The sequence below is a fragment of the Vibrio owensii genome, from assembly GCF_002021755.1.
GTDB classification, from domain to species: domain Bacteria; phylum Pseudomonadota; class Gammaproteobacteria; order Enterobacterales; family Vibrionaceae; genus Vibrio; species Vibrio owensii.
On the sequence record NZ_CP019960.1, the window covers coordinates 1,822,729 to 1,840,917 of the forward strand.

Below are 18,189 nucleotides of genomic sequence, written 5' to 3' on the forward strand. Positions count from 1 at the left end.
AAGGAGTCCTTATGTTTGCAGATGTCGTTGATCTGTCGCGGTTTCAGTTCGCTAGTACCGCACTCTATCACTTTATATTCGTCCCACTGACCATAGGTTTGTCTTTCTTGCTGGCCGTTATGGAGTCTTTGTACGTCATGACGGGAAAAACCATCTACAAAGACATGACCAAGTTCTGGGGTAAGTTATTCGGGATTAACTTCGCCGTGGGCGTGGCGACCGGTCTTACCATGGAGTTTCAATTTGGTACCAACTGGGCGTATTACTCTCACTATGTGGGCGATATTTTCGGGGCACCGCTTGCCATCGAAGCCTTGATTGCCTTCTTCCTCGAATCCACCTTAGTCGGCATGTTTTTCTTCGGTTGGGATCGATTGTCAAAACGCCAACACTTGTCGGTCACTTGGCTGACAGCGCTAGGTTCTAACTTCTCTGGCTTGTGGATTTTGATGGCAAATGGCTGGATGCAAAACCCCGTCGGCGCTGAATTCAACTACCAGACCATGAGAATGGAGATGATCAACTTTGCTGATGTGGTGTTTAACCCCGTCACGCAAGTGAAGTTTGTTCATACCGTGGCTGCCGGTTACACCACAGGTGCTTTGTTTGTGATGGGCATCAGTGCTTACTACTTACTCAAAGGTCGAGATATCTCTTTCGCTCGCCGTTCGTTTGCAGTGGCATCCGCATTTGGCATGGCTGCGATTGTGTCGACATTGATGCTGGGTGATGAATCGGGTTACGAGCTTGGTGACGTGCAACAGGTAAAACTGGCGGCGATTGAGTCCGAGTGGCACACCGAAGAAGCACCCGCCTCGTTCACGCTATTTGGCTTACCAAACCAAGAAACCATGGAAACCGACTACGCCATTAAGATTCCATATCTAATGGGGATCATCGCGACTCGCTCGCTGGATGAGCCAGTGATGGGCTTACGCGATCTGATGGCACAGAACGAAGATCGTATCCGCGATGGTATCCAAGCTTACGGCATGCTAGAGGAACTACGCGCAGGTAACGACAGCCCTGAAAACATCGCTCAATTCGATGAGATGAAGAAAGATCTCGGCTACGGTCTGCTCTTGAAGAAATACACCGAGAACGTCACCGACGCGACTGAGAGCCAAATCAAACAAGCGGCGCAAGACACAATTCCTCAAGTGGCACCTCTGTTCTGGAGCTTCCGAATCATGGTGGCGTGTGGGGTTATGATGTTCGCGATTATCGGTTTGTCTTTCGTCCAAGTCTGCCGCAGAAAATTGGGTTCGAGTCCTTGGTTATTGAGATCGGCACTATGGGCGATTCCATTGCCTTTCATTGCTTGTGAAGCGGGTTGGTTCGTTGCCGAATACGGACGTCAACCATGGGCAATTGGTGAGGTGCTTCCGGTCAATATGGCGGTATCTAACCTCGCACCAAGTGACATTTGGATTTCGCTCGGCTTTGTTTATGTGCTCTACACAGCGTTCTTAATTGTAGAAATGTTCTTGATGGTGAAGTTTGCCAAACGTGGACCAAGCGTACTCAAAACGGGCCGCTATCACCATGAAGAAAACAACGAAAAACACAAACAACCCGACACATTCAAACTGATTGATCAGCACTAAGGAGGCACTATGTTTGATTACGAAAACCTACGCCTATTTACTTGGGCGATCGTTGGTGTGCTGTTGATTGGTTTTACCATCACCGACGGATTCGATATGGGGGTAGCCGCGCTGCTCCCAGTTATGGGGAAAAAGAACCTCGAACGTCGCGTAATGCTTAACGCTATCGCGCCGCACTGGGACGGCAACCAAGTTTGGCTAATTACCGCAGGCGGTGCCATCTTCGCGATATGGCCCTTGGTATACGCCGCAGCGTTCTCCGGATTCTATATTGCCATGCTGTTAGTGCTAGCATCACTTTGGTTGCGTCCTATCGGTATGGATTACCGAGCTAAAATCGATAATCCGCAATGGCGTAACGCATGTGATATCGCCTTGTTCATCAGCGGTGTGATTCCACCGATTATCTTTGGGGTTGGTTTCGGTAACTTGTTAGTCGGTGTACCGTTCGAGTTAAACAACCTATTGATGTTGGATTATCAAGGTGGGTTCTTTGACTTGCTTACGCCATTCCCAATTCTGTGTGGCTTAGTGAGTTTGACCATGGTGGTGACGCAAGGTGCTGCTTTCCTTCAAATGAAAACCAAACATGAGCTACGCAGTCGAGCACAAAACATCACGCTGTGGGGCGCGGGGGCAACCATGTTGCTGTTTATGTTTGGCGGTTTGTTCGCGGCATCGCAATCGGGTTACATCATCATCGGCGCAATGCTTAAAGATGGCATTTCAAACCCACTCAACAAACAAGTAGTGAGTATTGCTGGTGATTTATTACATAACTTCAGCGAAATGCCGCAACTTTGGTTGATTCCATTCACTGCGGTAACGAGCTTACTGGTGTGTTTTTGGGCAACGGTCTCTCGCCGTGCTGGGGTGGCGTTCACTATGTCGAGCATTGCGATTGCTTGCATCATCTTAACTGCGGGCGTCACCTTGTTCCCGATGATCATGCCATCAAGCATCAACCCATCGCACAGCTTAACGTTATGGGATGCGACATCGAGTGAGAAAACGCTCGGCATTATCTCTATCGTTGCCATCATCGTTGTACCTGTGATTCTGGGCTACACCGCATGGTGTTACTACAAAATGTTCGGACGTTTGGATAACAACTACATCCGCAGCAACAGCTCATCGCTCTATTAAGGAGGCAAGTATGTGGTACATGTGTTGGGTACTTGGCGTATTACTCGCCTGCGCCTTTGGCATCATCAATGGTTTATGGCTAGAGAACACTGGGCGCTTTGAAGAGGAAGAGTTCTAACCTCTCACTTCAGAATGGAACATTCTCAATAACAAACGCCCTCAATCACGAGGGCGTTTCTTCATCTCAATGAATTTACTCTGCCGACAATCGATAGCGGCGCACTTCGTATTTATCTTGTTCTGAATAAAATGTATTGAGAAACTCGCCACCCGCCTTTTCGATCACACGTCTTGATGCGGTATTGTTCACATCACAAGTCACCATAGCGCTGCCTTCAAGAACCTCACTTTTCACCCAATTCAACATGAATGTGGCGATGCCTTTTCCTTGAGCATCCGGCGCGGTTTCGTAGCCAATATGCCCAATCACATTTTCAAGGTAGTCGCTATTACCGTCACGAACTCGAATCGAACCAAGTATCACCTCTTCCTCGATACAGAAGTATGTCGAAGACGGCGTCCAACCTTCCGGCAAACCTTCGCCTTTCGCGTATCCAATTCGTTTTTTCAGCAGCGCTTCACTGTCGCTTTGGGCGGCGACGTACATTTCCATTTCCGCATGAGCACACTTTTCAACATACTGCTCAAACGCCTCTAAATGACTGAGGTTCGCTTTAACTACTTGCATTTTCTTCCTTGTGTTAGTTTGAGTGAGCATCCGTTACGAAACCAATGGCTCGATGTTTTCTGCAAATAAGCACTCAAGAGGATAAGGCAAAGCAAGTGTCGGCATATCTGTTTTCGAGAACCAAGCCAGCTCGCTAGTCTCGGCATCTAACTGTTCTTCAAAGTGATCTGTTTGCAGACACTTTAACAAGACAACTGTGTATTCGACTTGGTCGCCGTTTGGATAAGTAAAACCAAATCCTTCTCCACCGAAAATACCAAGCACACGTTCAACTTTAACCTTGAGTCCGGTTTCTTCTCTGACTTCTCGAATCACGGCTTGCGAAGGTGATTCGGCTGGCTCAATCATGCCTGCAGGTAAACTCCAACTGCCATCAGATTTCTTTTGCAATAGAAGTTGGTTTCTTTGATTGAGGATCACAGCGGCAACGCCCGGAATCATTAACACTTGATTACCAACTTTGCTGCGTAGCTCTTTTATGTAGTGACTGGCACTCATTTATCTTCCTTGAACTTAAATGTTTTAGTTTCTCACCAAACATTCATTTTGAAATACAACAAGAAGCAGGTAATAAAAATTAAGCCGCACCATGCGAAAAAGATCTTCGCTTTTTGCTCTGCACTGGCTTCTTCTGGATCTGGTTGCAGGATGAAGTAATAACAAACGATGGGAATGAGTTCGTAGGTTTTAGCAATGTATTGATGCCCCATTTCAAGAAATGGCGGGACGTACAAATACACCACGGTATAAACAATGAAATAAAGCGTACCAAGAATGCGGTGCAAACCGATGGATTGCCCTTCTCGGAAAAACCAAACTAATGCTGCCAAACCAGCAAAGACTGCGACGAGTAAAAACATCCGTTCTTCTACCCTTCTTTTTTGAAACTTTCTCCTACCCTATTGAAACTACTCAATTAATCAAATGGTTATGTTGCCAAACACGATAAAGCTCAAACAGAAAAGGCACCAATTGGTGCCTTTGTGACGCTCTGACGCGTTTATTAGTATGTCACTTTCAGTGCTTCGCGCGCTTTTAGGTTTTGCGCCGCATGCTTAGGCGCTTCTGCCAAGACATCTCGGCTGCCTTGCTCTGCTTTTCGATTCAGTTTCACTGAGGTGATTTGCCAGTTATCGCCTGCTCGTTGCAACCCAAACTCGTATTCACCCGAAACCGCCCAGAAACCTTCTTCACCGAGCCAATGACTTGCGGTGAAATCCACTGTCGCACTCGCCTTATCGCCATCAATAGAGACGTTCAGATTGCTCAAGTCATGAAATGTCGCATCAAACCCAGGTAGGAACCCCGCCCACTGCTGCATTAAGTCTTGGCGTTTGACTTGCTGAGCTTCACCACCAAACAGCGTGGTGTAATCCACAGTCAATACTGGTGCGAACAATCGACCTAAGTATTCAAATGCGCCTTGGTCTGCCAAAGCCGAGAAGCTGTTAATGTTGCTACGAATTTTCGCTTCGTCCAAAGACATGGTTTGAGCATTCACATTCATGGCAATCACTCCGATAAACAGCAACCACAGTTGTTTAAGCTTCATCACGTGATTCCTTATAGGTTCGCTTCGAAGTGCTCTACAACTTCATCGACAGCCAGTTTTACCGCTTCTGGTTGGTCATAGAAATCGAATTGATTGATGTCGTATAGCCATACTGCGTTAACGTTGCTACCAGCATTCTCAATGTAACGATGCGCACCAGCAGGCAGAGCCATGGCTTCAGATGCCACCATTAGCACTGGTTTATCTTGTGTTGCTGCACTTGCTTGAGCGTCATAGTTCAACCAACCAGTCCATGATGCAACGTTGTATTGGTTGTCATATTCAGGAATCAAACCACGATCAGTCTCCGTGTAGTAAGGCGCTTGGAACATCAATGCGTTCTCATTGGTTGTGCTTGCCGCTTCAATGTAAACGGGAGTCGCTGAATGTGCTGCCTCTTCCGCTGTTGCGAGTAAGTTTTTCGCGCTTTCTTCGCCACCATAAATTTCAGTCGCCATCGCTTTATCGTGCAGCCAAGGGGCAACCACTGCCGCGGCTTTTACTTTGTCATTACCGGCAACCGCATCTAGCATGTAGCCCGCCGATGCACAGATACCCAAACCACCGATGCGTGATGCATCAACGCCATCGAGTTGACTCACCGCTTCAATCACTGCGCGAATGTCTGCAGTTTTACGTGCGGGATCTTCTAAGTACATCACTTGATCTTTGCTTTCACCCCAACCACGGAAATCAAACGTCAATGCCGCGTAACCTCGCTCTGCCAATGCTTGGGCATAAACCGCCGGCATCTGCTCTTTCACCGTTGTCCACGCACCCGTCACGATAACAACTGGGGCATTCTTCGCACCTTTTGGTAGGTAAAGGTTTGCAGCTAATTGACCAACTTGAGTATTGAGTTCGATGTGTTTCATGGTGGTATCCTCTAAAGCTAGGTTCGTGTTGTTGTCATTTGCATAAACTGAGTGAGCAAAGGTGGTAAACGGCAAACTACCTAATAGTAGTAAAAGCGATTTCTTAAACATAGCATCCTCTCTGTCTTATGTTTTGCCTAAGCTGTCCGGCTAACTTGGGGATAGATTAGCGCTGCACCACGAGAGAAGATTGAACATTCCTGCCCAAGTTTTTGTACTTTATTGCCCCCTCTATGAGTTGACGAAATGTGCAAAACTCGGCTAATTTCAGCTAGCAAGTGGAAGAGAACAAAGGAAAGAAAATGAAGTCCGAGCTTAAGTTTTATGACTCTGAATCTAATGCGCTATCAAGCTGTGGCGACGTGCTGGATATTGAGTTTTCAAACCATGGATTAGATTGGTCGGGCGTATTGGTAGAAAAAGGCACGTCCCCTTATTTCTATCCGAAGAATGTCTACACCCCATACTTCTACTTTGCATTGGCACTAGAGAAAGATTTGAACTGGAGCGTCGAAAAAGATGGCACGTTCGCCGATCTAAAAACCAGCCCGGGCAACATTTGGATTAACCCGCCTAAAACCCCGTTTACCCATGATGTGGCAGAGCCTTGTTACTTCGTGATTTTAGCGATTGAAGAGCAAGAATTTTTCTCACACTGCCCGCTAAATTTAGAGGGAATTGAGCTGCAATTTTTGAACAACTACAACGTGTTGGATGAGACCATCAAAGGCATCATTGAGCTGTTTATGTTGGAAGCGAAAGACAAAGGGCGAAATGGCAGAATCTACCTCAATAACTTGGTTTCACTGCTGGCAACCCACTATATCCAAAACTACTCCAACTACTTTGACCTTAAGAACAACCAGCTTGCTGCCTCTAAGTTCGACCAACACCAAGTCGATAAGATTGACCAATACATCGAAGAAAACATCGGCGACAACATCGCGGTCGATGATCTCGCAGACTTGCTTGGGTGCAGTAAGTTTTACTTTCTGAGGGAGTTTAAAAAGCTCATCGGCGTAACGCCTTACCAGTACCTGATGAATAAACGTTTAGAACAAGCACGAGTGGCGCTCTCTTCTGGCTCAGTCAATATCGCTTTAACGGCGCACGAGCTTGGCTTTAATGACCAGTCCCACTTTACTCGAGCGTTCAAAAACCATTTTGGCATGACGCCGGGACAATTCGTCAAACAGCAAGAAAGCTAATCTCAAGACTGGTTAGCTTTCTTCCACTGCAAAGGAGTGATGCCATTCGCGCGTTTAAAGGCACGTACAAACTGAGTGGCATCAGCGTATCCCAAGTGCACAGCTATATCTCCAACCGCACTGTTTCTTTGAATCAAAACGCGTTTGGCAAAGGAAAAGTTGAGCGCCTCTTTTACCTCTCGAAAACTGGTGCCTTCTTGCTTCAAACTGCGCTGCACCGTGCGCTTTGAAATGCCTATTAACTCGCTAAACACTTCCAAAGACATATCAACTCGCCCTACATACGCCGACAAAGCTTGCTCAACATAGTAAGCAAAAGGCTTGTCTTCCGCGCACACATTTATGCTTTCAATCCCTTCTAAAGCAGGATACTTCAACGCTAAATGTTCTTGACCAAGAAACTGCGGAATATCGTTTCTGATTTGGAGCTCAGTTAACGGCTGGCCTTGCGGGTGGGGCAGATAGTAAGCGCTCGGCTCTCGCAGATTTGGGTACCAAGCTTTCATATACGCATGAAGATAAACCGTTAAAAACAGCTCGGCTTCTATTTGCTCAAAAGCACTAGCATGAGCTTCTACACGAGTAACATGAGCTGACGTTTCAACATTCAAGGCTCTTAGCCCTAAGCTCGTGGAGACGTTTTCCGGCGTGGCTTGATTGAACTTCAAATTAATACTCGCATGCTTCGCGATACGTTGTAATGAAGAGACAAACACCGTTGCGCCTAAGTGCAGCCTCACCCCAGATAACAACCGAGAAAAAGCATGGAAAGGAATGAACTCAGCCGTTGAAGTGTCTAGCGCAAATGGCATGTCCGCTTGCTCTTGCAGCTGCGCCAATGCTTTAGGCTCCAGAACTAACTGACCAAGAAAGTCATACACGATGGTTTTTCTAATCAATGGGATGGAATGACTCACACCTTCTCCTAAATTCAACACGTCTCTTTTCATTACACGACTTCTGACGTTACTTGACTGGCTTTTCAAAAGATAGGACACGTGGCGCAAAATGCACATTTTCACATTTCTAACTGGCTAAGATAACCACATCGCTTGAGTGAAGTTAAGGCAAAAATTTGAGCCATAGATCGTATTTCACATCAAGTTTCCGTTATCGCTTAGAGATTGGCAGCAAGAACGTGAGTTTTGACTAATATTCAATTAGTTAAATTAAACCGTTAACGACAAAAGCCATCTCTAAACGCTAGATGCACCCATCAAAATAAACGGACTTACACTCACTATTGAGAGGTTACTATGATCAAGAAAATGTCATTGGCAGCAATCACTATCGCCGTATCAATGGGCTCCGCTTACGCCAGCGTAGAAAGCAAAACGTGGCCAGCCTCAGACAAGGCAAAAGCCTTTGTTCAAGACACCATTGTGATTGGCATGCTAGCAAGCCCTTATGGTGCAGGTTGGACAGACGATCAACAACTTCTCGATTACTTCCAGTTAGCACGCGACAACGGCATTACTGGTCATGAATATACGATTACTGCGGCTGACCATAACTTTGATGACTTCATTTTCCACCACCACAAACATCGTGCAGCCATGGCGAAAGAACCAGACAACTTTATTGTTGCCCATTCCAACCAAGACATTGAGAAAGCGCACGTAGAAGGCAAAACCGCCGTTCTTTGGAATAGCCAAACTGCCACCATTTTGGAAGAAGACGTGACTCGTATGGCGTTGCTTAAAGACATGGGTTTGAAAAGCATGATCTTGGCGTACAACGATATTTTTCGTACCGGTTCAGGTCAATTAGCGGCCTACAATGGTCGCGATATTGGCTTAACGCCTTGGGGCCAATCAGTGATTGATGAGATGGTGAAATACCGCGTAATTCTCGACTTGAGCCATACCGGTTCCAAGACCGCCAATGATGCGATGGATTACATGGAAAAGAATCATGCTGGAACGCCATTTATCTACTCTCACTCAGTCCCTGCGGGTTTGTATAAGAGTGAACCCGATGCGACACCAAAAGGCTGTTACCGTGCAATCCCTGATGATGAGGCAATTCGTGCAGCGAAGTCAGGCGGTTACGTATCACCAACCTTTACCGAGTGGATGATGGATGGTGTATGGCCAGAAGACATCTCGCCAAAGCAAGCGGCAGATATGATTGATTACTATGTAAAATTGGTTGGCGTTGACCATGTTGGTATTGCAACCGATGACATGTTCTCAACAAAAGGCGTGGTCGATTTCGCGATGAAAAACGCCAAGATGTATGACGATGGCGGCTACATGATTGACGCCTTCAACAAGGGCGCAACAGGCAACGGCGAACTATCCAAGATCTTAGCCGCCATTACTGATGATTTATGGGCACGAGGCTACAGCAACGAAGACTTGGCGAAGATTTACGGCGGTAATAAGATGCGAGTTTACGCCCAAGTTTCCGAAGGCGTTGACCCAAAAGCCTTCCAAGAGCAGTATTCAAAACGCTTGGAAATGCTAACAAAAATGCGCCACGAGCATATGGGTAAATAAACTCAGACCAAAAAGCAAAAGGCACCAATTGGTGCCTTTTGCTTTACTTAGTTAGTGTACTTACAGCTCGTGCTCAGTACGTGCGATGATGTCATCTTGCGCATCTGGTGATAGTGCGGTGAAGAAGGCCGAGTAGCCTGCGACTCGCACAACAAGATCACGATATTGTTCAGGGTTCTTCTTCGCGGCTAACAAGGTCTCGCGAGAGACGATGTTGTACTGCACGTGCCAACCTTTGTGGTGGTTGAAGAAGGTACGAATCAACATAGAAAGCTTGAGCTTATCCCCTTCAGACTCAACCGCTGCTGGGCTTAACTTCTGGTTAAGCAGCACGCCACCAAGGATCTTATTCGCTTGGATCTTACCGACCGAGTTGTACACTGCCGTTGGGCCTAAACGGTCTGAGCCAGATGACGGGCTTGCACCTTCTGCCAATGGCGTTTTCGCTTTACGACCATCTGGCGTTGCCATGGTTGAAGCACCGAATGGGACGTTTGCCGAGATACTTGATGTACCTGCGTAGTAACCGCCGCCAATTGGACCACGCCCATGACGCGTATTAACAAACTGCTCTAGCTCATCAATATAAACTTGGTAAGCGTCAGCCAGTAGTTGGTCTACCGCGTCATCATCGTTACCGTATTTTGGTGCAAAGTTGATAAGACGTTGGCGAAGCTGTTCGTTCTCCATGCCGTCGAAATCTTCTGCCAATGCTTTTGCCAACTCTGGTTGGGTGATTTGCGCGTCATCGAAAACAAGGTGCTTGATGGCAGCTAGGCTGTTACCCAAGTTTGCGATACCGACTTGCAAACCAGATACCCAATCGTATTTCGCGCCGCCTTCTTTCACGGTTTTACCGCGAGCCAAACAGTCATCCACCAGCGTTGAACAGAAAATGTCTTGAGCTTGCTGTTCAAGTACGCTGTCGACTACAGTATCAATCTCAATCGATTTACGGGTGTAGTAGCGGATTTGCTCTGCCCAAGAAGCGGTCACTTGCTCAAAGCTCTCAAAGTTGCCTTTTGTTAATGACTTATCGTGCGGCAAGAAAGCTTTACCCGTTGTTGCATCCACACCTTCGTTCAATGAAGCGAGCAGGATGCGAGCGAAGTTAATGAAGCTCATGCCCGTACAACGGTAACCCCATTTGCCCGGAACCGCCGTCTCGATACAGCCGATAGATGCGTAGTTGTAAGCGTCTTCTTTCTCTACGCCAAGCTTGATGAATTCAGGAATAACAATCTCATCGTTGTTGAACGCTGGCATACCGAAGCCGCATTTAATCACTTCGATACAACCCATTAAGAACTCTTGGTTCAAACCTTCGTGGTAACGCACACTCAAGTTAGGTTGCGTCGAACGCAACTGACCACAAGATTCCAGAATCGCCCAAGAAAGTGGATTCACTGCATCTTCAGGCTCACCCTTTTCATTCAACTTCTGACCGCCGATACACACGTTTTGGTACAGCGGAGAACCTGCCGATGCTTTTGAGTGCGCGCCAGAGCGAATCTTGTTTACTTCAAGCAGCTTCAACCAGCAGCTTTGTAAAAGCTCTAGTGCAAAGTCTTTTTCAATCGCGCCGTTTTCGATATCGCGAACATAAAATTCGTTTAGGAATTGGTCCATACGACCGAAAGAAACCGAGTGACCATTCGATTCGATTTGTAGCATCAATTGAACGAAGTAGCTCAATTGCAGTGCTTGCCAGAAGTTTTCCGGCGCATCACTCGCGACATGACGACAGTTTGCAGCAATGCTTTCTAACTCAGCTTTGCGTAGCGGGCGCGTCTCTTCTAGCGCCATTTTTGCCGCCAATTCAGCGTAGCTCACCATGTGGTCTTGAATGGCAAGCAGTACAATTTCGACCGATTTGTAGAACTGCTCTTTCTTCAAGCCTTCAAAGGTCGAAACATCATTGTTAGCACGGTGCTGACGAACATCCTCTAACAAGCCGTTCATGCCTAGCTTAAGGATTTTCTCGTTATCCACCGCAAGGTGCGCATCACCCGAAGTCATGTTGCCTTCGGCTTTAATGATGGTGCTGGCTAAGATTTCTTGCTGCTCATCAGTAAACAAACCATAACAACGGTCTTGAACAGTTTTACCGCGCCAATACGGTGTGATGCTGTGAATGCTTTGCTTATCTTCTTCAGTGACAGCAAAGCCTGCACCAGGGCGGTCGGCTAGCTCATCAATTTCCGCTTCAATCCAACGTACAGTGTATTCTGGGAAAATAGGGGCAGCGCGTACTTTGCTCGCTTGGTTACCGACGATCAACTCATCGTGTTTAATCCAAATCGTACGAGTGCGTAAGTGCTCTTGCAGTGCTAGCGCACGTTGGACAATTACAGGTTTGTCTTCGTTTGCTTGATAAGCACGAGTGTATGCCTCTGCACGCTCGGTACAGACAGGTGGCGTTACGATATTTACCAGTGCCGATTTGTGCGCTTTGATACGCTCAGGAAGGTAATTCAGGTCCATAGTTAACCTCTTACAATCACGTTAAGTTGGGTGTTTTCGCTTGCGTATTGCATGGCGCTTTCTAGCAGTTCTGGTTTGTTTAATGGCTTGTCAGAACACTCGTAAGGCATATCGAGCAAACGGTATTTATTGATGCCGAGCGTGTGGTACGGCAGCAAGTGAAGTTCTTGGCAGCTTTCTAGTGAAGCCGCAAAATCGATGATGTCTTTCAACTCTTCGATGGTGTCATTGAACCCCGGCACAACGGGAACGCGAATCACAATGCGTTTCGCGATAGGTGCCAGTTTTCGGAAATTGTCTTTGATGCGTTTTAGTGAACCTTTCGCCCAGCTAAGAAACTTTTCTTCGTCGGTATGTTTTAAATCCGCCAACCAGCAATCAATATGCGGCGCGGCTTTTTCGACGTTCTTCCACGGCACATGCATGCACGATTCAATGGCGGTAGAGACTTGGTTGTCATGCAGACGCTGCGCGAGTTCTGCCACCAAATCTGCTTGCATGAGTGGCTCACCACCGGAGAAGGTCACGCCACCTTGGCTTTGGTCGTAGAAAGGTTTGTCTTTCATTAAGGTGTCGAACAGCATGTCTGATTTCGCTTCTTCACCGCAGACGGTCAGTGCTTGCGTAGGACAGACGTTTCGCAGCGCGATCAGTTGGTCTTCTTTGATGGCTTTGCGATTGATGATGATCTGGTTGTCGATGCGTTGAATACCATCGCTCACCGTTTCACTACCCGCAGTAGATTGAGTTGTAGCTTGATAAGCAGAAACGCACAGCTGGCAATCTTCCATGCAGCTTCGCTGATCAAACAACAGTGAATGCTTTTCGCTGCGGCTTTCTGGGTTTTGACACCAAGGGCAAGACAAGCTGCATCCTTTAAGAAAAAGAATGGAACGAATGCCATCGCCATCATGGGTAGAGAATCGTTGGATATTGAAATACATCTCTGCTTGCCTCTTGGTCTGTGCTACCGCTGTGTACTTAATCCGTTTCTTGCTGGTTAAGTCTTATGAACAGCTTTTCTATTTTCTAACTGAAAGCTTCATTTGAGCGTTTACAAGTTTCACTTAACTTTCATTTAATGAAATTATTATAGTTTCAAATGAAATTTCAATTGATCAAAATCAAGATCTCGTTCGATTGTCAGATCTATAGTGATCCCATCATCAAAACCAAGATTTTGTTTAAGGTAGAAACCATGATTGAACTTTATTTAGATACTGCTGATGTGGCAGAAGTAAAACGCTTTAACCAGTGCCTACCGCTAAAAGGCGTGACGACAAACCCAAGCATTTTGGCGAAGTCAAAACAGGGACTGAATGAAACCCTAGCAGGCATGCAAGAAGCACTTGGTGGTACACCTCGTTTCCACGCGCAAGTCGTGAGTTCAACCGTCGAAGGTATGCTGGTAGAAGCGCGCCAACTGAATGAATTGCCTTACGATATGGTGGTAAAAGTGCCAGCAACAGAAACCGGCTTAGCAGCAATTAAGCTAATGAAAAAAGAGGGAATTCAGGTTCTTGCTACCGCTATCTATTCAGCTCAACAGGGTTTCCTAGCGGCACTGTGCGGTGCAGACTACCTAGCACCTTACGTAAACCGCATTGATGCGATGAACGGCAACGGTGTTGAAGTGGTCGCGGATCTTCAATTGTTGCTCGAGCAAAACCAACTACCAGCGAAGATTTTGGCAGCCAGTTTCAAAAACACTCAACAAGCGATGGAGGTGATGAAACTGGGCATCGAAGCCATTACATTGCCAACCGATGTGGCGGCACAAATGTTCGCTCACCCAGCAGTAAAACCGGCGGTTGAGCAGTTCGATAAAGAATGGAAAGAGACGTTCGGCGAGAAACTTTCATTTGAAAGCTAATTAAAAGTAGCAGCTAGACGTCTCAATGAATAATAAAGGGAGCCTTAACTCACCTGTGCACCGGTGAGTTAAGATTCCCTTTTGTATTTCAGATAGAGAAGTAGCGCTACAGTAGTTCTCTATTGGTCAGTGACCAAAGGTACACGCGCTTTAGTAAACTAATTTTGATCCTTTTACGAATACCTCGTTTGGAATGGCGGAGTCGGTTTGGTAGCGCAATGGCTTTCATCTCGTTTTTCATTTCTTTTCCATCCACCAACACAGTAGACCTCCGATGCAGTAAGCTAGCAGATCTTTCCAATCAAATGTGGCGCCCAAAATCACAGCCAGAGGCGATGAAGATTCGATACCAAGCCAAACCGCGACCTGTAACAATTGCCCTAACTCAACAGCAAGCGCAATCAACACCACCAGTGAAACCAGCCAGTTAACGGGCATGGAGAACAAGCTTGCAAGAAAGTAGTAGAGCCAAACCACAACCAAAACATCACCAAATGTCGGGCGAATAAAGCTGTCTCGAACATAGAGCGCAATAACGACCAATGCGATAAAACACACCAAGCTTTTCAGTCCATTTTTTACCGAAAATCGCAGGTGGATAGCGCACGTTTCTTCCACCATATTGCTTGGCTGCCCAGTGAGAATTGCTCGCTTAAGCATCTTCATGATTCGCCTTTGCACTTTCTTCTGCTTTCTTGTTTCGTGCGTACCAGTCGACGTTGCGTGTAATGACCATAGTGAAGCTCAAAATCGCAAAACACAGTAATGTCCCCATGACCAATGCGTAGCTCTCTGCTTGTAGCAAGCCAAATAGCAATCCGTAGAGAGTGAGCAAACACGCTCCGAACATCGCGCCGTGTTTGGTGTTGCTCAACATACCGCTCACGTACATACTTAAAAGCCCGGTCGATGCAACTGCCGACACCACATATGCCCAGTTGAAGCCGAGGTGTTCACTCATCGAAATCAGCAACAGATAGAAAAGCGCTAAAGCCAGACCAATAAAACCGTATTGTACTGGGTGAACCGGACGCGCCTGGAACAGCTCCAGCAAGAAGAAACTCGCAAATACTAATGTGATAACCAATATTGAATAGTTCACGGCTCGGTGAGACTTCAAATAGTGGTCCACGGGATCAATCAAATCTACGCCCATTTGTCGCTGTTCAAGCTCGTGACAAGCGTGATTCGATGACAAACAGCTTTGGAACAGCTGCGCGATATTGGTTGAGAAGTTGTTGCTCGCCCATTGTGCGTTAAATCCATCTTCAGATACTTCTGACGACACCGGTAAGTAATCACCAATAAAGCTTGGATGTGCCCAAGTTGATGAGAGTTCAACCGTTGTTTGACTGCCGATTGGTGTAACTTGAAGCTGACCCATACCTTGCAGCAAGAAGTTAAGATCGAATGCCAAAGGTTGTGCTGGGTTTAGGTCTGCAGGTGTCAGAGCACTGTGGAAGCCTTGTGGCAACTGATCTAACCCTGTTCCCGGTGCGACTTCGATATCAGAGCTCGCCATGGTCATGTCATCCAAACGAATCAATCCACGGCTGTCTTCAATGCCAACCACTAGGCTCATGTTTTCAATATCAAGCCCCTGCAACGCCGCGAGATCGTCTGCATCAAAAGTGCCTTTCAGTGCCACTTGTGCTTTGTATAAACGCGCGCGGTAAATGCCTCGGTACTTTTCAAAACTGTCCAGATTCGCGCTCATATCAAAAGTGCTAGGTAAGAGGAACTTACGACGCTCTTTAATCTGTACTTTGTCATCTCGGTAACTGGTTTCGGTGTAGTTAACCATGATGAATGGACCAATGATGCGCTGTTCGCCGCTGCTGCTGCGTGCGATGTCGTTTCTGACTTCATCTTGGCGATATGAGCGCTCTGAGATCAGCCCTGTGACCATTGAAAGCGGGATTTGCAGTAAGACAAACAAAAACAGCACGAAGGCGAACTTCGTGCCGAGTTGATTATTGAGGATCTTTTTCATGTTTCATTCTCCATTTGCTGATGGGAGTAATCTAAATCAGCAATTTGGAGAACGAATGGAGCTAATGTGGAGTTTCTATGGAGTTGGTAAAATCAGGGTCACTTTCACGCCAGAATCGACGTTTTCGACTTGTAACTGACCTTTGTGCAGCTTGATAACCTGCTCAACAAAATTAAGCCCAAGCCCAGTACTTTTAACGCCATTTTCCCGAGCTAGGGAGTAGAAGCGCTCGGTCAAACGAGGCATCGCGTAGTCGGGAATGTGAGGACCTGAATTGAAAATCGACAGGCACACTTTCTCTTTCGTAACCTCCGATTTCCATTCAATGCGTCCCTCTGAATCAGCAAAATCCAGCGCATTGTCCATCAAGTTAAAAACAGCTTGTTTCAGTAAGAAGGCATCACCAAGCACGGCGAGATGGTCATCAATTTGGACGTTGGCAATCACCGACTTAGCACTCAAGCGCGCATCTGCCGATTCAACCACTTCATTGACCATTTGTTTTAGCGAGATAGCTTCGACTTGTTCTAACTCGGGGCGCTTTTCAAGACGAGCAAGTTCTAGCAACTTATCAATCAATGACTGCATGCGATCGCTTTCTCGCTCAATGTTACCAGCAAAGCGCGTGACCTTTTCTTCAGGCAACGGCATTTGCAATATTTCACTCGCGCCTTTAATCGCTGATAACGGGCTTTTCAGCTCATGAGTCAGCGTCTGTACGTACTCTTCCACATATTGTTTACCGTCGAGCTGGTTGCGCATTTTCTCCAATGCGTCGCTTAGCGTGCCGTACTCGTAGAAGATACGAAATGTCGGTTTAGAGACCTTTTCACCTTCACCCATTTTGGTCGCGTAGTCTTCGAGCTTGTTCAGTGCCGAGTGAATTCGCCAAGCAAACAATGCCCCAGCCAATAGCACTAAACCACTCATCCACACCATCCAAAACAGCACATTGCGTTTAGAAAGATCGATGAAAGGTTGTACTGAGCGATTGGATTTTGCCACCGTCACGCTGCCAATGATTTCGCCTTTGTGGTAAATGGGCGCAGCAACGTGCATAACGGTTGAGAGCGGATCTTTCGGGTCTTCGATGGTACTGCGCGCGCCGTATTGACCACGCAACGTGAGATAAACATCGTTCCATTGCGAGTAGTCTTTGCCTACGTCTTGCTGCCAAGAATCCGCAATCACAATCCCTTGTTTATCTGTGATGTAAATTCGATGGTTAATCGCTTTTTTGCCAATTTCCCAAATGCGCGCTTGGGGTTCTCGCTGCCCATAAGCCGCTAGTAGTTTGGAGAAGCGACTCTCAGACAACTTTCCGTTTGCAACGTCCTCTTCTGCCAATACCGCGAGCAAGTTCGCCATATCCACCAGCGTCTCTTCAGTGGTTTGACGCACGGTTGGCTTAAGTTCTTGGACAACGGTTTTGCTCACCATGTAAGCCGTCATTCCGACTAAGATAAAGTAGAGAAAAAACAGTCTGAGTCCAAGAGGGATCTTCGGCCAGCGGTTCATCATTCACCTTTAATGCAGTAAAAGTAACCAAAGCCACGCTTGGTACAGATGCGTTCAGACATCTCAAACGGCTTCAACTTATGGCGAATAGCTTTGATATGAGTATCGATATTGCGCTCGTACGCAGCTTCCGGCGCCATGTCTGCCGCGACCATAAGCTGCTCTCGGCTCAATACATTGGAAGAGACGGAAATCAGTTTATCGAGGATCTTGAACTCCACCGCAGTTAACCCAAGCATTTGCCCGCCAACACCATAATCGAAGTTCTGCGCAACTAAATCCTGGTTCAAATGAGGTTGTTCTGGAACAGCTGCAGGCTCCGGTTTGTGCTCCATCATTGGCGCTTTAGCTTTGATTCGAAGTTTAATGCGAGCCAACATTTCACGCGGACTAAATGGCTTCGTCACGTAATCATCCGCGCCAATCTCCAAGCCTACCACTCGGTCAATTTCATCGCTTCTTGCGGTGAGAAAGATAATGGGAATATCAGAAAACTCACGAATGGTTTTGCACAATTCAAAACCATTGCCATCCGGTAAGCCTACGTCTAACACAAGTAACGCTGCGGAGTTATGCTGCAAAAAGGCTAAGCCCTCTCCTGCCGTTGCAAACCACTCTGCGTGGTAGCCATCCATCTCTAATACATGAATCAGGTTCTCTGCAATGGCGGATTCATCCTCAATAATGACGACGGTTGATTGGTCGCTCAATGTTCTAACCTCACTGACGATACTTGTTTAGATG

At 46.8% G+C, this 18,189-nt stretch carries 18 protein-coding genes; 6 read left to right on the forward strand and 12 right to left on the reverse strand.

Going from position 1 to position 18,189, the window contains the following annotated elements; all coding sequences use genetic code 11:
- Window positions 1-11: 11 nt before the first annotated feature.
- The 3 genes from A9237_RS24650 to cydX are packed head-to-tail and all read left to right on the forward strand — an operon-like array spanning window position 12 to window position 2,871.
- On the forward strand, window positions 12-1,607 hold the full coding sequence (locus tag A9237_RS24650; RefSeq protein WP_078609973.1) for a cytochrome ubiquinol oxidase subunit I: 1,596 nt from the start codon (window positions 12-14) through the stop codon (window positions 1,605-1,607).
- Window positions 1,608-1,616: 9 nt separating this feature from the next.
- Window positions 1,617-2,753 carry a cytochrome d ubiquinol oxidase subunit II gene (gene cydB / locus A9237_RS24655; RefSeq protein ID WP_077262750.1) on the forward strand — a complete coding sequence of 379 codons (1,137 nt, stop codon included), beginning with the start codon at window positions 1,617-1,619 and terminating at the stop codon, window positions 2,751-2,753.
- Between the two features lie 10 nt (window positions 2,754-2,763).
- Window positions 2,764-2,871: a cytochrome bd-I oxidase subunit CydX gene (gene cydX, locus A9237_RS24660; RefSeq protein WP_078609974.1), complete on the forward strand. Its 108-nt coding sequence runs from the start codon at window positions 2,764-2,766 to the stop codon at window positions 2,869-2,871.
- Window positions 2,872-2,946: 75 nt separating this feature from the next.
- Here the strand turns inward: cydX and A9237_RS24665 are convergent, their stop codons facing one another.
- From A9237_RS24665 to A9237_RS24685, 5 genes are all read right to left on the reverse strand, one after another.
- Window positions 2,947-3,441: a GNAT family N-acetyltransferase gene (locus A9237_RS24665; protein WP_078609975.1), complete on the reverse strand. Its 495-nt coding sequence runs from the start codon at window positions 3,439-3,441 to the stop codon at window positions 2,947-2,949.
- 33 nt (window positions 3,442-3,474) lie between these two features.
- On the reverse strand, window positions 3,475-3,939 hold the full coding sequence (locus tag A9237_RS24670; RefSeq protein ID WP_078609976.1) for an NUDIX domain-containing protein: 465 nt from the start codon (window positions 3,937-3,939) through the stop codon (window positions 3,475-3,477).
- Window positions 3,940-3,971: 32 nt separating this feature from the next.
- Window positions 3,972-4,301, reverse strand: a complete 330-nt coding sequence (locus A9237_RS24675; RefSeq protein ID WP_039840502.1) for a hypothetical protein — start codon at window positions 4,299-4,301, stop codon at window positions 3,972-3,974.
- A gap of 143 nt (window positions 4,302-4,444) precedes the next feature.
- Entirely contained in the window at window positions 4,445-4,993 is a 549-nt protein-coding gene (locus tag A9237_RS24680) for a nuclear transport factor 2 family protein (RefSeq protein ID WP_041056404.1), read from the reverse strand.
- A gap of 11 nt (window positions 4,994-5,004) precedes the next feature.
- Complete coding sequence (locus tag A9237_RS24685) at window positions 5,005-5,868, reverse strand: alpha/beta hydrolase (protein WP_174575009.1); 864 nt, start codon at window positions 5,866-5,868, stop codon at window positions 5,005-5,007.
- A gap of 302 nt (window positions 5,869-6,170) precedes the next feature.
- Here A9237_RS24685 and A9237_RS24690 point away from each other — a divergent pair, with 302 nt between their 5' ends.
- Window positions 6,171-7,076, forward strand: coding sequence for a helix-turn-helix transcriptional regulator (locus A9237_RS24690; RefSeq protein ID WP_078609978.1), 906 nt, complete (start codon window positions 6,171-6,173; stop codon window positions 7,074-7,076).
- Between the two features lie 2 nt (window positions 7,077-7,078).
- On the opposite strand, the gene A9237_RS24695 is transcribed toward A9237_RS24690, so the two are convergent.
- The gene (locus A9237_RS24695) at window positions 7,079-7,993 is read right to left on the reverse strand and encodes a helix-turn-helix transcriptional regulator (RefSeq protein ID WP_237358441.1); all 915 of its coding nucleotides are present in this window, start codon (window positions 7,991-7,993) and stop codon (window positions 7,079-7,081) included.
- A gap of 339 nt (window positions 7,994-8,332) precedes the next feature.
- Between A9237_RS24695 and A9237_RS24700 the strand changes: the two genes are divergently transcribed.
- Entirely contained in the window at window positions 8,333-9,577 is a 1,245-nt protein-coding gene (locus A9237_RS24700; protein ID WP_009706442.1) for a dipeptidase, read from the forward strand.
- A gap of 60 nt (window positions 9,578-9,637) precedes the next feature.
- Here the strand turns inward: A9237_RS24700 and A9237_RS24705 are convergent, their stop codons facing one another.
- Window positions 9,638-12,061, reverse strand: a complete 2,424-nt coding sequence (locus tag A9237_RS24705) for a formate C-acetyltransferase/glycerol dehydratase family glycyl radical enzyme (RefSeq protein WP_078609980.1) — start codon at window positions 12,059-12,061, stop codon at window positions 9,638-9,640.
- A gap of 2 nt (window positions 12,062-12,063) precedes the next feature.
- Window positions 12,064-13,005, reverse strand: coding sequence for a glycyl-radical enzyme activating protein (locus A9237_RS24710; RefSeq protein ID WP_078609981.1), 942 nt, complete (start codon window positions 13,003-13,005; stop codon window positions 12,064-12,066).
- A 254-nt stretch (window positions 13,006-13,259) separates the two neighbouring features.
- On the opposite strand from A9237_RS24710, the gene A9237_RS24715 reads away from it, so the two are divergent.
- Window positions 13,260-13,934, forward strand: a complete 675-nt coding sequence (locus tag A9237_RS24715; RefSeq protein WP_078610247.1) for a fructose-6-phosphate aldolase — start codon at window positions 13,260-13,262, stop codon at window positions 13,932-13,934.
- Between the two features lie 237 nt (window positions 13,935-14,171).
- On the opposite strand, the gene A9237_RS24720 is transcribed toward A9237_RS24715, so the two are convergent.
- The 4 genes from A9237_RS24720 to A9237_RS24735 form a co-directional block, all read right to left on the reverse strand.
- Entirely contained in the window at window positions 14,172-14,600 is a 429-nt protein-coding gene (locus A9237_RS24720; RefSeq protein ID WP_078609982.1) for a ribosomal maturation YjgA family protein, read from the reverse strand.
- A complete protein-coding gene (gene creD, locus A9237_RS24725) occupies window positions 14,587-15,927 on the reverse strand; it encodes a cell envelope integrity protein CreD (protein WP_078609983.1) in 1,341 nt (446 codons plus the stop codon). The genes A9237_RS24720 and creD overlap by 14 nt, the downstream gene beginning before the upstream one ends.
- Before the next feature lie 75 nt (window positions 15,928-16,002).
- On the reverse strand, window positions 16,003-17,445 hold the full coding sequence (creC, locus tag A9237_RS24730) for a two-component system sensor histidine kinase CreC (protein ID WP_078609984.1): 1,443 nt from the start codon (window positions 17,443-17,445) through the stop codon (window positions 16,003-16,005).
- Window positions 17,445-18,155 carry a response regulator gene (locus tag A9237_RS24735; protein WP_078609985.1) on the reverse strand — a complete coding sequence of 237 codons (711 nt, stop codon included), beginning with the start codon at window positions 18,153-18,155 and terminating at the stop codon, window positions 17,445-17,447. Before A9237_RS24735 ends, creC begins: the two co-directional genes overlap by 1 nt.
- Between the last annotated feature and the right edge of the window lie 34 nt (window positions 18,156-18,189).

Coding starts and splice junctions, on each gene's coding strand:
- A9237_RS24680 (WP_041056404.1), bottom strand. CDS start 4,993: ATGAAGCTTAAACAACTGTGGTTGCTGTTTATCGGAGTGATTGCCATG.
- A9237_RS24675 (WP_039840502.1), bottom strand. CDS start 4,301: ATGTTTTTACTCGTCGCAGTCTTTGCTGGTTTGGCAGCATTAGTTTGG.
- A9237_RS24700 (WP_009706442.1), top strand. CDS start 8,333: ATGATCAAGAAAATGTCATTGGCAGCAATCACTATCGCCGTATCAATG.
- A9237_RS24685 (WP_174575009.1), bottom strand. CDS start 5,868: ATGAAACACATCGAACTCAATACTCAAGTTGGTCAATTAGCTGCAAAC.
- A9237_RS24650 (WP_078609973.1), top strand. CDS start 12: ATGTTTGCAGATGTCGTTGATCTGTCGCGGTTTCAGTTCGCTAGTACC.
- creC (WP_078609984.1), bottom strand. CDS start 17,445: ATGAACCGCTGGCCGAAGATCCCTCTTGGACTCAGACTGTTTTTTCTC.
- A9237_RS24710 (WP_078609981.1), bottom strand. CDS start 13,005: ATGTATTTCAATATCCAACGATTCTCTACCCATGATGGCGATGGCATT.
- cydX (WP_078609974.1), top strand. CDS start 2,764: ATGTGGTACATGTGTTGGGTACTTGGCGTATTACTCGCCTGCGCCTTT.
- creD (WP_078609983.1), bottom strand. CDS start 15,927: ATGAAAAAGATCCTCAATAATCAACTCGGCACGAAGTTCGCCTTCGTG.
- A9237_RS24690 (WP_078609978.1), top strand. CDS start 6,171: ATGAAGTCCGAGCTTAAGTTTTATGACTCTGAATCTAATGCGCTATCA.
- A9237_RS24715 (WP_078610247.1), top strand. CDS start 13,260: ATGATTGAACTTTATTTAGATACTGCTGATGTGGCAGAAGTAAAACGC.
- cydB (WP_077262750.1), top strand. CDS start 1,617: ATGTTTGATTACGAAAACCTACGCCTATTTACTTGGGCGATCGTTGGT.
- A9237_RS24670 (WP_078609976.1), bottom strand. CDS start 3,939: ATGAGTGCCAGTCACTACATAAAAGAGCTACGCAGCAAAGTTGGTAAT.
- A9237_RS24665 (WP_078609975.1), bottom strand. CDS start 3,441: ATGCAAGTAGTTAAAGCGAACCTCAGTCATTTAGAGGCGTTTGAGCAG.
- A9237_RS24705 (WP_078609980.1), bottom strand. CDS start 12,061: ATGGACCTGAATTACCTTCCTGAGCGTATCAAAGCGCACAAATCGGCA.
- A9237_RS24720 (WP_078609982.1), bottom strand. CDS start 14,600: ATGAAGATGCTTAAGCGAGCAATTCTCACTGGGCAGCCAAGCAATATG.